This is a genomic window from Methyloversatilis universalis EHg5 (assembly GCF_000378945.1).
Classification (GTDB): domain Bacteria; phylum Pseudomonadota; class Gammaproteobacteria; order Burkholderiales; family Rhodocyclaceae; genus Methyloversatilis; species Methyloversatilis universalis_A.
Genome location: NZ_KB900539.1, coordinates 35,978 through 49,594, shown reverse-complemented (window position 1 = coordinate 49,594; position 13,617 = coordinate 35,978). Strand labels below are relative to the sequence as shown.

The 13,617-nt window shown below is 66.4% G+C and carries 12 protein-coding genes; 2 read left to right on the top strand and 10 right to left on the bottom strand.

Annotated features, from left to right (window positions below):
- Position 1: 1 nt before the first annotated feature.
- The 8 genes from METUNV2_RS0100200 to METUNV2_RS0100165 form a co-directional block, all read right to left on the bottom strand.
- Positions 2-499, bottom strand: a complete 498-nt coding sequence (locus METUNV2_RS0100200) for a hydrogenase (RefSeq protein ID WP_018227498.1) — start codon at positions 497-499, stop codon at positions 2-4.
- Complete coding sequence (locus METUNV2_RS0100195; RefSeq protein ID WP_018227497.1) at positions 496-849, bottom strand: HypC/HybG/HupF family hydrogenase formation chaperone; 354 nt, start codon at positions 847-849, stop codon at positions 496-498. The genes METUNV2_RS0100200 and METUNV2_RS0100195 overlap by 4 nt, the downstream gene beginning before the upstream one ends.
- Positions 850-852: 3 nt before the next feature.
- Positions 853-1,527: a HyaD/HybD family hydrogenase maturation endopeptidase gene (locus METUNV2_RS0100190; RefSeq protein ID WP_018227496.1), complete on the bottom strand. Its 675-nt coding sequence runs from the start codon at positions 1,525-1,527 to the stop codon at positions 853-855.
- A 22-nt stretch (positions 1,528-1,549) separates the two neighbouring features.
- A complete protein-coding gene (locus METUNV2_RS0100185; protein ID WP_332309771.1) occupies positions 1,550-1,894 on the bottom strand; it encodes a HigA family addiction module antitoxin in 345 nt (114 codons plus the stop codon).
- A gap of 76 nt (positions 1,895-1,970) precedes the next feature.
- Positions 1,971-2,702 (bottom strand): Ni/Fe-hydrogenase, b-type cytochrome subunit, encoded by a 732-nt coding sequence (gene cybH, locus METUNV2_RS0100180; RefSeq protein WP_018227495.1) that lies wholly within the window; start codon positions 2,700-2,702, stop codon positions 1,971-1,973.
- Between the two features lie 25 nt (positions 2,703-2,727).
- Positions 2,728-3,318, bottom strand: coding sequence for a HupE/UreJ family protein (locus tag METUNV2_RS0100175; RefSeq protein ID WP_018227494.1), 591 nt, complete (start codon positions 3,316-3,318; stop codon positions 2,728-2,730).
- Positions 3,319-3,353: 35 nt separating this feature from the next.
- Positions 3,354-5,210, bottom strand: coding sequence for a nickel-dependent hydrogenase large subunit (locus METUNV2_RS0100170; protein WP_018227493.1), 1,857 nt, complete (start codon positions 5,208-5,210; stop codon positions 3,354-3,356).
- A 71-nt stretch (positions 5,211-5,281) separates the two neighbouring features.
- On the bottom strand, positions 5,282-6,367 hold the full coding sequence (locus METUNV2_RS0100165) for a hydrogenase small subunit (protein WP_018227492.1): 1,086 nt from the start codon (positions 6,365-6,367) through the stop codon (positions 5,282-5,284).
- A 552-nt stretch (positions 6,368-6,919) separates the two neighbouring features.
- Between METUNV2_RS0100165 and METUNV2_RS0100160 the strand changes: the two genes are divergently transcribed.
- Positions 6,920-8,050: an aminotransferase class V-fold PLP-dependent enzyme gene (locus METUNV2_RS0100160; RefSeq protein ID WP_018227491.1), complete on the top strand. Its 1,131-nt coding sequence runs from the start codon at positions 6,920-6,922 to the stop codon at positions 8,048-8,050.
- Here METUNV2_RS0100160 and METUNV2_RS19295 read toward each other — a convergent pair.
- A complete protein-coding gene (locus tag METUNV2_RS19295) occupies positions 8,040-10,634 on the bottom strand; it encodes a diguanylate cyclase (RefSeq protein ID WP_018227490.1) in 2,595 nt (864 codons plus the stop codon). The genes METUNV2_RS0100160 and METUNV2_RS19295 overlap by 11 nt on opposite strands.
- 120 nt (positions 10,635-10,754) lie before the next feature.
- Positions 10,755-11,738 carry a LysR family transcriptional regulator gene (locus METUNV2_RS0100150; protein ID WP_018227489.1) on the bottom strand — a complete coding sequence of 328 codons (984 nt, stop codon included), beginning with the start codon at positions 11,736-11,738 and terminating at the stop codon, positions 10,755-10,757.
- Between the two features lie 372 nt (positions 11,739-12,110).
- On the opposite strand from METUNV2_RS0100150, the gene METUNV2_RS0100145 reads away from it, so the two are divergent.
- The gene (locus METUNV2_RS0100145) at positions 12,111-13,577 is read left to right on the top strand and encodes a form I ribulose bisphosphate carboxylase large subunit (protein ID WP_018227488.1); all 1,467 of its coding nucleotides are present in this window, start codon (positions 12,111-12,113) and stop codon (positions 13,575-13,577) included.
- Positions 13,578-13,617 lie beyond the last annotated feature (40 nt).

Sequence of the window (13,617 nt, the reverse complement as noted above, 5' to 3'; positions counted from 1 at the left end):
TTCAGTGGCAGGAGGATTCGGAAGCGGCGCCGGCGTTGCGCACCGGAATGCCGACCGTGGGGGCGCGCGAGGTGGGCATGGTGAGCGCCAGGCCGACCCGTTCGACATAGACGTCCCAGTCCAGCATGCCGGACAGGGTGGTGACGTACTGGCCGTCGCGCACGAACACCAGCGCCGGCCAGCGGATGGAGCCGTAGCGCTTCGCAATGGCGTCCTCGTCCGCGCGGGTGGCGACACCGACCGTGAAGCGGCGCGGGAACTGCGCCACCAGTTCGGGCAGCACCACCGCCACGTCCAGCGCCTCGGGGAAACGCACCGGGTCGCCGGCGAGCAGGATGATGCGGTCGCCCCCGGCAGCGGCCCAGTCGGCCACCATGTCGGCGGTAAGCCACTGCGCGCCGTGGGCGCTGACCAGCCGTTCGATCAGCGGCGAAGCGGTGGCCGGTGCAGCCACCGGCAGCGTGACGATGGGCGCGGATGCGCCGTGTTCGATGCTCATGCGGGTTCTCCCAGAAGGCTGCCCTGAGGGCTGTGTTCGCTACGGGCCGCGGCGCCAGACAGCGCACGCAGCTGTTCTTCACTCATCGCGGACGGCAGGGCGAAGGCGGCATCGCCGTCGCCGCCTTCGCCCTGCATGACCGCCTCGATCATGTCCAGCGTGGCATCGACCTCGCGCGCGCGCTCGACGCTGATGCGCTCCTGCGCGCTGTCGAGGAACACCAGCAGCCAGTCACCGACCGCCACCTCGCCCACCAGCGCGGAGCGCACGCGGCGCAGGCCCAGCCGGCCCACGCAGCGCACATGACCCGGCTCGACCGCCATCACCTGCATCGGAATGCCCAGACACATGGTTCAGCCCTCCGCCGCGGTGGTCGGGAAGAAGCGGGCGTCGCCGCTGCGGCAGGCGAGGTCTTCGGCCGGGCGTTCATCCTCGTAGCGCTCCAGCCCCAGTTCGGCGAAGGTGATGCATTCGCGCACGGTGAGCGGCGTGCTGCGCGGCTGCGGGCCGGCGCCCCAGCGGCGCAGCGTATCCAGCCCGATCTGCAGTGCGTCTTCCAGCGCGCGACGGACGGTCGGGCGCAGGCTGCCGCCGTAGTCCTCCAGCTCTTCCGGCTGGCAGCCGATCAGCAGCACTTCGCGCGGATAGCGGCCGGTGAGCTGGGCCAGCGACAGCACTTCCTGGAAGCCGGTCTGGTGCAGGCTCATCTTCTTCGCGCCCATGAAGCGGGGCACGTCGTCGTTGGCGATGCACTTGATGGTGCCCGGCTCCAGCCCGTAGTCGATGGCATCGAATATGAGCAGGCAGTCGGCCGACTGCACGTGCTGCACCAGGTAGAGGCCCTGGGTGCCGCCGTCGATCAGCTGCACCTCGATGCCTTCTTCGGGCGCGAATTCCCAGCGCTGCTGCAGCGCTTCGACACAGCGCACGCCGAAGCCCTCGTCGGCCCACAGCACGTTGCCGATGCCGAGCACGACCAGGGTGTCACCAGGGCGGTGACAGGCGGTTTCGGACGGAGTGGTGTTCATCGTCGCAATACCTCGGAAAAAATCAGTGGGCGCCGCGCGGAAGCGTGGCGTCAGGCGTGGCGCGCAGCGCCTTCCAGGCGTGGAAGCTGTCCCAGGCCGACTGCAGCGCGAGCCAGAAGGCGGCGTCGGTGCCGAACAGCAGGGCACAGCGAATGGCGGTGTCGGGCGTCATCGCGCGCTGGCCATGCACGATTTCGTGCAGACGGCGGCGCGACATGCCGAGCGCGCGTGCAGCCTCGCTCTGCGACATGCCGATGGGAGAAAGGTAGTTGTGCTGAAGAAATCGTCCCGGATGCCACGGCGCCCGCACCGGAATGCCCGCAGGCGGGTGCGAACGACGTGACGAACCGGGACGCAAGGGGTGCACAACGAGCCTTCTTTCTCTTGAGGAGACGGTGGAAGGTGCCGCGGCGCGCGCGGGAGCGGGAGCCGCGGACACTGTTTCAGTCCTTGAAGGTGCGGTGGCCGGAAATCATGGTGCTCACCACGCTGGAGCGACCCATGATGTCTTCGCGGATGGCCGCATAGACGTGCAGGATGACGAACACGATGAGCGCCCACATGCCGAGGTGGTGCCAGGTATGCACGTCCTGCGACTGACCCATCAGCGGAATCACCCAGCCGAACATCCGCTCCTGCCACGAGCCCATCTGCGCGCCTTCGCCGTACAGCGCGAAGCCGGTGCAGATCATGAACAGCGTGAGCAGCAGGTAGCCGAAGAACATGGCGAAGCGCGCCAGCGGGTTGTGGCCGACATAGCGCCCGGGACGCGCGCTCACGAAGGCATACCACTTGAGCATGCCGAACACCTCGACCCAGTAGGCGCGGGTGAGCAGCGGTACCCAGAACAGCTCGCGGGCATGGTGATTGCCGACGATGGCCCAGTAGATGCGGCCGATCAGCCCCACCGCCAGCAGGTAGCCGGCGGCGAAGTGGGCGAAGCGGATATAGCCCATCAGGTAGTTCGCGCTGGCTTCACCCGGCTGGGTGGGCAGCGGCGAACCGATGAAGTAGCCGGTCAGCGCAAGCACCGTGATGGCGAGTGCGTTGATCCAGTGCCAGATGCGGACCGGCGCCTCGTACACATAGACCGACTTGATCGAGCGGCCGTGGGCGACCGCTCCGTCATCGATGCCGGTGGCGTGGGACAGCTTTTCTGAAGTGGTGGCGGACATCTGTCGTCTCCCGCGGTTGGGTGCTTCAGATGCGCGACGCGAACATGAACAGGCCGGCCGCACCGACACCGGCGGCCTGCACGCGCCACAGCCAGGCCGGCACGCGGGCCAGCCAGCTGCCGGCCACGAGACCGGCGGCGTGCAGCAGTGCCGAGCCGGCGACGAAGCCTGCGGCGTAGGCGGCGAACGAACTACCGGCGGCCCATTCGGCACCGTGCGCCACGCCGTGCAGCGCACCAGCGGCGGCGACCAGCGCGAAGCCGACGGTGGCCGGCAGTCGGCCGCGGCCGAGCAGCAGCACGCCCAGCGCAGCGACGCTCAGCGCGACACCGGCTTCGACGAAGCCGCCGGCGCCGGTCTGCACGCCGATGAAGGCACCGGCCAGCAGCGCGATCAGAAAGAAGGCCGGGCCAGCCAGGCGCTGCGCGGCCGGCAGGGCCGCCGCCGACCACACGCCGACCGCAATCATCGCCAGCAGGTGATCGGCACCGGCAAACGGGTGGGCCAGGCCAGCGGCCAGACCGTGGGCGCCGTGGCCTTCATGTGCCTGGGCGACGCCGGCGGCGGCGGCCAGAGCGGCCGCGACGGCTGCGCGGCGAACGAGGGACGTATTCATGTTTCCTCCTGATTTCGTTATGTCGTGGGCGCGCTTCAGCGCACCTTCACCGTGGTCAGTTCCTGGCCGTCCTCGCTCATCACGTGCGTCGAGCAGGCGAGGCAGGGGTCGAAGGAATGCAGGGTGCGCAGGATTTCCACCGGCTGTTCCGGATTCACCATCGGCGTGTTCATCAGGCTGGCCTCGAAGGCGCCGATCTGGCCCTTGGTGTCGCGCGGGCTGCCGTTCCAGGTGGTCGGCACGACGCACTGGTAGTTCTCGATGCGGCCGTCCTTGATGCGGATCCAGTGGCCCAGCATGCCGCGCGGTGCGGCCACGGTGCCCACGCCCTTGGCTTCCTTCGGCCAGGTCTTCGGGTCCCACTTCTCGACGTTGGCGGTGCTGCGGTCGCCGGCCTTGATGTTGTCGATCAGCTGCTTGTAATCGTCATACATCATTTCGGCGGCGTACTGGCTTTCCAGCGCGCGGGCCAGCGTGCGGCCGATGGTCGTGGGCAGCAGCTGCTTGGCGGTGAAATGGGTTTCCGGCAGGCCGAGCGCCTTCGGGATGGCGCTGTTGATCGCCACCGCCGACTCATCCACCTGCTGCTTCACGCGCTGGCACCACTTGTTGCCCTTGGCGGCGTGCGCATAGCCGAGGATGTAGCGCGACAGCGGGCCGACCTCGACCGCATGGCCGCGCCAGCGCGGCGACTTGATCCACGAGTACTTCGCGCCTTCGTCGATTTCCTCGATGTTGGTGCGCGAACCCTTGGTGTTGGCGCCCAGCACGTAGTTCGGCTCGGTCACGCCGTCCCACGGGTGCAGACCCTTGGATTCGTCGGCGTACTTGTACCAGCTGTGGGCGACGAATTCCTGCACCTGCTCCGGGTCACGCGGGTCGATTTCGTGGATCTCGTCCCAGTTGCCGTTCAGGATGACGCCGCCCGGCAGCTGATGCGTGCTGTGGTCGTAGGGCACCTTCTCGTAGGTGCCGTAGTCGGCCACGTTGGTCGCCGACAGGCCTCCGCCGTACAGCCAGCCGGCCTGCTTGTAGATCGTTCCGATGGCGAGCACGTCCGGTACATAGACGTTGTTGTTGAACTCGATCATCTCCTTGATGCGGGCTTCGACGAAGTTCAGCCGCTCCATGTTGATCGGCGCACCGGCGGCGCCGTCGCCGTCGATGTTGATCGCGCACGGCACGCCGCCCACCAGGTAGTTCGGGTGCGGGTTCTTGCCGCCGAAGATGGTGTGCACCTTGACCCATTCCTTCTGCAGGTCGAGTGCTTCGAGGTAGTGGGTGACCGCCATCAGGTTGGCTTCCGGCGGCAGCACATAGGCCTTGCTGCCCCAGTAGCCGTTCATGAAGGGACCGAGCTGGCCGCTTTCGACGAACTTCTTCAGCCGGTTCTGGATGTCGCGGAAATAGCCGGGCGAGGACAGCGGGTGCGACGGCGACACCATCTGCTGCAGTTCGCTGGTTTTCTTCGGATCGGCCTTCAGCGCCGACACGACATCCACCCAGTCGAGCGCGTGCAGGTGGTAGAAGTGCACCGCGTGGTCATGCACCTGCAGCGTCTTCGCCATCATTTCGCGGATCAGGTGGGCATTCAGCGGAATCTTGATGCCCAGCGCGTCTTCCACCGCGCGCACCGAAGTCAGTGCGTGACAGCCGGTACAGACGCCGCAGATGCGCTCGACGAAGGCCCAGGCGTCGCGCGGATCGCGGCCCTTCAGGATCACTTCGAGGCCGCGCCACATGGTGCCGGTCGACACCGCGTTGCGGATGACATTGTTGCTGTCCACATTCACTTCACAGCGCATGTGACCTTCGATGCGCGTGACCGGGTCGACGACGATGCGCCGACCGGAGTTGTCCATCTTGAAACCTTGCGTTTCGTAAGCACCCATCTTCGTATCCTTTGCTGGAACAGGGCCCGCCGGCGCGGCCGCTTACGGCCGCGCGCCTGCGGGGTTCGCGATCAGTGGTCGGCGGTGGTGGTGGCGCTGTCCTGCTTGTGCGAGGCGCGCTTGATCGCCGACACCGCTGCGTGGGCCGCGACCGCCGCACCGACCACGCCGGCCGCAGTGGCGCCGACCTGGTCCGCATTGGCCTCAATGCCGAACTGGTGGATGTCGGTCAGGCGGTCGTAGAACGAGCCCTTGTCCCAGAAGCCGTCTTCCGAGCAGCCGATGCAGCCGTGGCCGGCCTTGATCGGGAAGCTGGTGCCCTCGTTCCACTGCACGGTGGAACAGGCGTTGTAGGTGGTCGGGCCCTTGCAGCCGACCTTGTAGAGGCAGTAGCCCTTGCGCGCGGACTCGTCGTCCCAGGCCTCGACGAACTGGCCGGCGTCGAAGTGCGGACGGCGGTAGCACTTGTCGTGGATGCGCTGGCTGTAGAACATCTTCGGCCGGCCCTGGCGGTCCAGTTCCGGGATGCGGTCGAAGGTGAGCATGTAGGTGATGACGCCGGTCATCACTTCGGCGATCGGCGGGCAGCCCGGCACCTTGATGATGGGCTTGTCGAAAATGACCTTGTGCACCGGCGTGGCCTGGGTCGGATTCGGCTTGGCCGCCTGCACGCAGCCCCAGCTGGCACAGGAGCCCCAGGAAATGATGGCCTTGGCGTCCTTGGCCACGTGCTTCAACTGGTCGATGAAGGGCTTGCCGCCGATGATGCAGCTCATGCCATCCTGGTTCAGCGGCGGGTTGCCCTCGACCGCCAGGATGTAGTTGCCCTTGTACTTGGTCATGATCTCTTCGAGGATCGCCTCCGCCTGGTGGCCTGCGGCCGCCATCAGCGTGTCGTCGTAGTCGAGCGAGATCATCGACAGCACCACGTCCTTCGCCAGCGGGTGGGCCGAGCGGATGAAGGATTCGGAACAGCAGGTGCATTCCAGACCGTGCAGCCACAGCACCGGGGTGCGCGGCTTGGTTTCCATCGCGTGGGCGATCTGCGGCACGAAGGCCGGACCGAGCCCGAGCGACGTGGCGGTCAACGAACAGTACTTCAGGAAACTGCGGCGCGAGATGCCCTGCCGGCGCATCACCTCATAGAAGGTTTCCATCCTGGTCTCTCTCCTGTGCTTCTTGTTGTCAGCGGCCCATCACCCTCGCTGTACGCACGCCGCGATTCCGGTGAGCCTGTGCGCGAACGGACCCGTCCCACCTTTCAATGCGTCAGTCGACGGTGCGATGCGCACAGGTGGCGTTGATTACTAACAAGTTGCGGGCCAGCCGGTTTTTCTGCGCTGCAACAAGAATATTGATACAGATCAAGGCCTTGTTCCGTATCGGAAAAGATATGCATGGACGTGGATGGATCGCTGCCGGTCGTCAAGGCGCGATGGAAGGCTGTCTTCCACTTTCCACCCGTTGGCGGAAGCCCTGTTTGCAGTGGTCAGCCAGCTTCCGGCCGGCGCGGCGGCTGCGGGCGCGGAAACAGGCGGGTTATGGCGCCACAACGGAAACCCGACATTCCGGCAACCCGCCCCGGTGGATTAGAATTCAGGCCCTTCGTGCGGACCTGAGCCGCGCGAATGCCCGCAGGTTCTGTCCAGCCGCCGCCACAAGCGGGGGTGCAAATCTGTCGTCTACCCCACTGAAACGGAGAGATCACCGTGTCCGGCCTTCTGCCCAATGTCGATCCCGATGGACTGCTCGAATATTCGGTCGTCTACACCGACCGCGCGCTGAACCACATGTCCGCCGCCTTCCAGGGCGTCATGAAGGACATTTCGCGCGTACTGAAGCAGGTCTACAACGCCAAGGCCGCGGTCGTCGTGCCCGGCAGCGGCACCTTCGGCATGGAAGCCGTCGCGCGCCAGTTCGCCACCGACCAGAAGGTGATGGTGATCCGCAACGGCTGGTTCAGCTTCCGCTGGACCCAGATCTTCGACATGGGCCGCATCCCGTCCGAACAGATCGTGCTGAAGGCGCGCCAGCCCGAGCCGGGCTCGCAGAAGGCCTTCGCGCCGGTGCCGGTCAAGGAAGTGGTCGCCGCCATCCTCGAACAGAAGCCGGCGGTGGTGTTCGCGCCGCAGGTCGAAACCTCGGCCGGCATGCTGCTGCCGGACGACTACCTGCGCGAAGTCGCCGCCGCGGTGCGTGAAGTCGATGGCCTGTTCGTGCTCGACGCGATCGCCGCTGGCACGCTGTGGGTGGACATGGCCGCGCTCGGCATCGACGTCGTGGTGTCGGCGCCGCAGAAGGGCTGGAGCGGTTCGCCCTGCGCCGGTCTGGTCATGCTGGGCGAACGCGCCCGCGCACGCATCGATTCGACCACCAGCACCAGCTACGCGGCCGACCTGAAGAAGTGGCTGCAGATCATGGAAGCGTACGAGAACGGCGGCCACGCCTATCACGCCACCATGCCGACCGATGGTCTGGTGCAGCTGCGCAAGGTGATGCTGGAAACCGAGCAGTACGGTTTCGACAAGGTGAAGGCCAACCAGATCGAACTGGGCCGCCAGGTGCGCGCGCTGCTGGAAGCGAAGGGCTTCGACAGCGTCGCCGCCGAAGGCTTCAAGGCGCCGTGCGTGGTGGTGAGCTACACCAGCGATCCGGACATCCAGACCGGCAAGAAATTCGTCGCGCAAGGCATGCAGATCGCCGCCGGCGTGCCGCTGCAGTGCGACGAGCCGGCGGATTTCCGCACCTTCCGCATCGGCCTGTTCGGCCTCGACAAGCTGCAGAACGTCGAGCGCACCGTGGCCAGCTTCAAGGCCGCGCTGGACAAGGTCACCGGCTGACCAGCAGTCCGCGCGGGGCGGCGACCACCCGGTCGCGCCCCGCGCGCTTGGCGTCGTAGAGCGCCAGATCGGCCCGGCGGTGCAGGGTATCCACCGTATCGTCGGCCACGGCCAGCGCAATGCCAGCCGAAATCGTGACCGGCGGCAGATCCCGTCCGCCGTGCTCGAGCCGCAACGCGGCCACCTGTTCGCGGATGTCGTCCAGACGCAGCAGGGCATCCTTCATTTCGCAGGCCGGCAGCACCAGACACAGCTCTTCGCCACCGTAGCGGCAGGCGAGGTCACAGGTGCGAACCCGCTTCCTCAGCAGCGCCCCCAGCGCACGCAGCACGTGGTCGCCCGCTTCGTGGCCGAATTCGTCATTGAAGCGCTTGAAGTGATCGACATCGATCATCGCCAGGCACAGCGGCTTGCTGTCACGCCGGCTGCGCTGCAGTTCGCGCGGCAGGGTTTCATCGAGATAGCGACGGTTGTACAGGCCGGTCAGCGCGTCGCGCATGGCCTTCTCGTGCAGTGATGCACGCAGCTTCAGGTTGGACAGCGACAGGCTCAGCGTTTCGGCGAAGCGCTCGGCGCGCGCGAGCACTTCGGCGATATCGGCCTCGGGCGCGGTCTCGATCAGCAGATGGAAGCTGCCCAGCGTTTCGCTGCCGGTCACCAGAGGCACGCAGATCGATTCGTGCCGGAAGGCATCGCTGTCATGCGCGCAGGACAGCTGGTGAGCCGGGTCGGTACAGGCGTGGGAACGCGCCCGCCGCAAGGCCCAGCAGTCCCGCAGCGCGAACCGTTCGGGCATGGCGCAGTCGCCCCAGCGCACCACCACATCCATCCGGTCTGCGTCGCTCAGCAGGGCCAGGCCACCCGACCAGCCCTCGAACAGCGACTGGGCACCGCGCCGTACGATTTCGCTGGCCTCGCTCATCGAATCGGCCGAGCCGATCAGATTGCTGGTCTGCTGATGCACCGCGCGCTCGTGATGCGAGGCGTGCAGCCCGGCAACCACCTCCTCCAGCCGGCGCTGGTTGTCCTCGGCGCACATCATGGCCTGCTTGCGTTCTTCGACATCGATCAGGAAGCCGCACAGCTGCACCGCACCCTCCCGTCTTTCGGTGTGCGCATGCAGTGAATGCCAACGGTAGCTGCCGTCGGCCATGCGGAAACGAAGTTCCGCGATGAAGCGCCCGCCGCCCTCGGCCAGTGCGGTCCTCGCGTCGGACGAAATGCGGATCAGATCGGTCGGCTCGACCAGCGAGGACGGCGCCGTATTCAGGTTCAGCGCCCGGCGTTCGTAGCCCCACAGCGCATGGGCGTTTTCCGACAGATAGGTGAGCCGCCATCCGTCGTCCGAACTCATGCGGAACATGATGATGGGGCCGGCATTGAACAGCGCGCGCTCCTCGTGCAGCACCGCGGTGATGGCCTTGTTCAGGTGAATGTCGATCTTGGTGCCGTGCACCCGGGTGGCACGGCCGCTGGCATCGCGCTCATGGACCAGACCGCGTGCCAGCATCCATCGCCACTCGCCTTGCGCATCGCGCACACGGTATTCGGCCTCGTAGCGCGGAATCTCGCCACGCAGGTGGGCCAGCATCAGATGGCGGGCAGGTTCCCTGTCATCCGGATGGAAGCGTTCACGCCACTGTGCGGTGGTCAGCACCACGCCATCAGGCTGGTCGCCTTCAGCCAGCATGTAACCGTCGAAACGCACGGTATCGGCGGCAATGTCCCAGTCCCAGAACGCGATGCGCGCGGTTTCCATGATGACCCGGCGCTGGTCCGCCGCCCGCCGCAGTTCGGCGGTCATCTGGTCGGCCAGCGCGCGGGCACGCGCTTCCAGCGAGCGGTTCGCGTCCTGCAGCGCACGTATGGTGGCCTTGTCGCGCTCGATCAGGCGCTGGTTGAAAAGCGTGGCAATCAGGGTGACCGTGGTCAGCAGCACCGCGTTGAGGGCCACCAGCATGGCCAGCCAGTGCTCGTCGAGCACCGTGCCTTCCGAGGTGCAGACCGCGGCCGCATCGAAGTGTGCCGCCCGCATCGCGGTGTAGTGCATGGCCGCGACCGCGCTGCCCAGCACCAGGGCACCGAACAGGATGGAGCGTCGGCCGGTCACGAGCAGCAGCGACAGCCAGGAAAGACCGACCGCCACCGCCACAGAAAGCAGCACCACACCCGGGTCATAGCGTATGGCCGGCATCACCTCCATGGCCGTCATGCCGGCGTAGTGCATGACACCGATGCCGCTGCCCAGCGCCAGTGCGGCCTGGAAACGCCGCCATCCGGCAAACTCCGGGCGCCGCATCAGGGAAAGGGAGACCGCAACACCGGCGAAGGCCGGCAGGATGGACAGCAGGGTCAGCCACGGATCGAAAGTCATTTCGATCGGCAGATGGAACGCCAGCATGCCGACGAAGTGCATGCTCCAGATTCCCACACCCATCACCAACGTGCCTGCGGCTTGCCAGGCGAGCCGCACCCGGCTGCGCAGATCGGGCAGCTGACGGGTGATGTGCAGGAAGGTCGCGGAGGCAAAGATGGCCACCAGCCAGGACAGCAGGACGAGCGCGGAATCGTAGCGACCGCTCATTCGGGAACAGCTCAGGATGCAGATGCGGTTTTAACGACCGTTCCATCTGCCTGCACAGGGCGGCCATTGTGAACATGTGCAAGCCGCCCGGCGGGCGTCGGCGGCAGCCTGTCCGCGGCGTCAGGCGCCAGCCGGCACGCAGCGCTCCGCAGGCATCGACTGCAAGGTCAGGCCACCGCCCGTCGGCTGCAGCAGCTGGTCCTGCACATGGCGCTGGCCGTGCTCGACCAGGAACTGGCGGAAGTCGGTGGCCACCGGCGTGAGCTGGCGCGAGGCGAGATGGATCACGTACCACTCGCGCTCGATCGGGTTGCCGGTGACCGGCAGCAGCGCCAGCTCGCCGGATTCCAGCTCGTGCCGGCAGATGTGCTGCGACATGAAGGCCAGCCCGAAGCCGGCGGCGCACATCTGCTTGATCGCCTCGTTGCTCGACAGCTCCGAACCGATGCGCAGCGTCAGATCGGCTTCGCGGAACAGCTGTTCCAGCGTGGTGCGGGTGCCCGAGCCGCGCTCGCGCACCAGCAGGTCTTCGTTCGCGATGTCGCGCAGCGCCAGCCGCCGACGCGCCATCAGCGGATGCGTGGGCGCGGCGACGAAGGCCATGGTGTGACGCGCGAACGGCTCGGCCACCGTCTTCAGGTCGCGCGGCGGCCGGCCCATGATGACCAGATCAACTTCCTGCGTGGTGAGCAGGCGCACAATTTCGTCGCGGTTGCCCACCTTGAGCTTCACTTCGACATTCGGCTGTTCGCGTGCGAACACCACCAGCATGCGCGGCACCAGGTATTCGGCGGTGGTCACCACGCCGATGCGCAGCCGGCGCGACACCACGCCGCGGTGCGCCGCCATTTCGTCGCCCACCTCACGCCACAGGTCGAGGATGCGCGCCGCGTAGTCGGCCATCAGCTGGCCAGCCGAGGTGAGCCGTATGCCGCGGCCCTCGCGCTCCAGCAGCGGTGTGCCGGCCGATTCCTCCAGCAGCTTGAGCTGTATCGACACCGCCGGCTGGGTCAGATGGATTTCACTGGCTGCCCGCGACACGCTGCCCAGGCGGGCAACCGCATGCAGCGCGGACAGCTGGCGGAGCGTGGCGTTCTTGAGCATGGCGGACTCCTGCGGGATGGACGGGGTACCGACCCCGTTACACGTTTCGCGCCAGCCCGCGGCAGCACCCTGAAAATCCGCCGAATGAATGGCAAGTCATTGATAAACAAAAACTGATACCAGCGCTGCCGCGCCGCCGCAGCGGACGGCCCCGGCAGCGGCGATTGCAGCGCCCACGCCGCTCCGCAAGCGCCGCTTGCAGTACAAGCGATGTTTTGTGCGTCGCAACAGGTCGGTTCAGCATACACGAAACGATAAGTTCGCCTTAATAACAGAAGGAAAAAAACAAACTTTTCTTATCCATGACCCTTCACCAGACTGGATTCAACGCCGGGCCTTACCGGCGAATGACCGCATCCACAGGAGGAAGACATGGGCGACATGAACACGCCGCAGCAGATCACCGACGCCAAGAAACGCTATTCGGCCGGCGTCCTGAAATACGCGCAGATGGGTTACTGGGACGGCGACTACCAGCCGAAGGACACGGACATCGTGGCGCTGTTCCGGATCACGCCGCAGGACGGCGTGGACCCGATCGAAGCCGCCGCCGCAGTGGCCGGCGAATCGAGCACCGCGACCTGGACCGTGGTGTGGACCGACCGCCTGACCGCCTGCGACATGTACCGCGCCAAGGCCTACCGGGTCGATCCGGTGCCGAACAATCCGGGTCAGTACTTCTGCTACGTGGCCTACGACCTGTCGCTGTTCGAGGAAGGTTCGATCACCAACGTTGCCGCCTCCATCATCGGCAACGTGTTCTCGTTCAAGCCGCTGAAGGCCGCCCGCCTGGAAGACATGAAATTCCCGGTGGCCTACGTGAAAACCTTCGCCGGCCCGCCGACCGGCATCATCGTCGAGCGCGAACGCCTGGACAAGTTCGGCCGCCCGCTGCTCGGCGCCACCACCAAGCCCAAGCTGGGTCTGTCGGGCCGCAACTACGGCCGCGTGGTCTATGAAGGCCTGAAGGGCGGCCTGGATTTCATGAAGGATGACGAGAACATCAACTCGCAGCCCTTCATGCACTGGCGTGACCGCTTCCTGTTCGTGATGGATGCGGTGAACAAGGCCAGTGCCGCGACGGGCGAAGTGAAGGGTTCCTACCTGAACGTGACCGCCGGCTCGATGGAAGAGATGTACCGCCGCGCCGAATTCGCCAAGGAACTGGGCTCGGTCATCATCATGGTCGATCTGGTGGTGGGTTACACCGCCATCCAGTCGCTGTCGCACTGGTGCCGCCAGCACGACATGATCCTGCACCTGCACCGCGCCGGCCACGGCACCTACACCCGCCAGAAGACCCACGGCGTGAGCTTCCGCGTGATCGCCAAGTGGATGCGCCTGACCGGCGTCGACCACATCCACGCCGGCACCGCGGTCGGCAAGCTGGAAGGCGACCCGCTCACCGTGCAGGGCTACTACAACGTGTGCCGCGACACCCATACCAAGGTGGACCTGCCGCGCGGCATCTATTTCGACCAGGACTGGGGCGCGCTGAAGAAGGTGCTGCCGGTCGCCTCCGGCGGCATCCACGCCGGCCAGATGCACCAGCTGATCGACCTGTTCGGCGATGACGTGGTGCTGCAGTTCGGCGGCGGCACCATCGGCCACCCGCAGGGCATCCAGGCCGGTGCCACCGCCAACCGCGTGGCGCTGGAAGCCATGGTGCTGGCGCGCAACGAAGGTCGCGACATCGCCAACGAAGGTCCGCAGATCCTGCGCGACGCGGCGAAGTGGTGCAGCCCGCTGGCCGCCGCGCTCGATACCTGGGGCGAAATTTCCTTCAACTACACGCCGACCGACACCTCGGACTTCGTGCCCACGCCGTCGGTCGCCTGAACGGCCGGACCGCCTGCTCCCCCTGTGGGAGCGGCGCCCC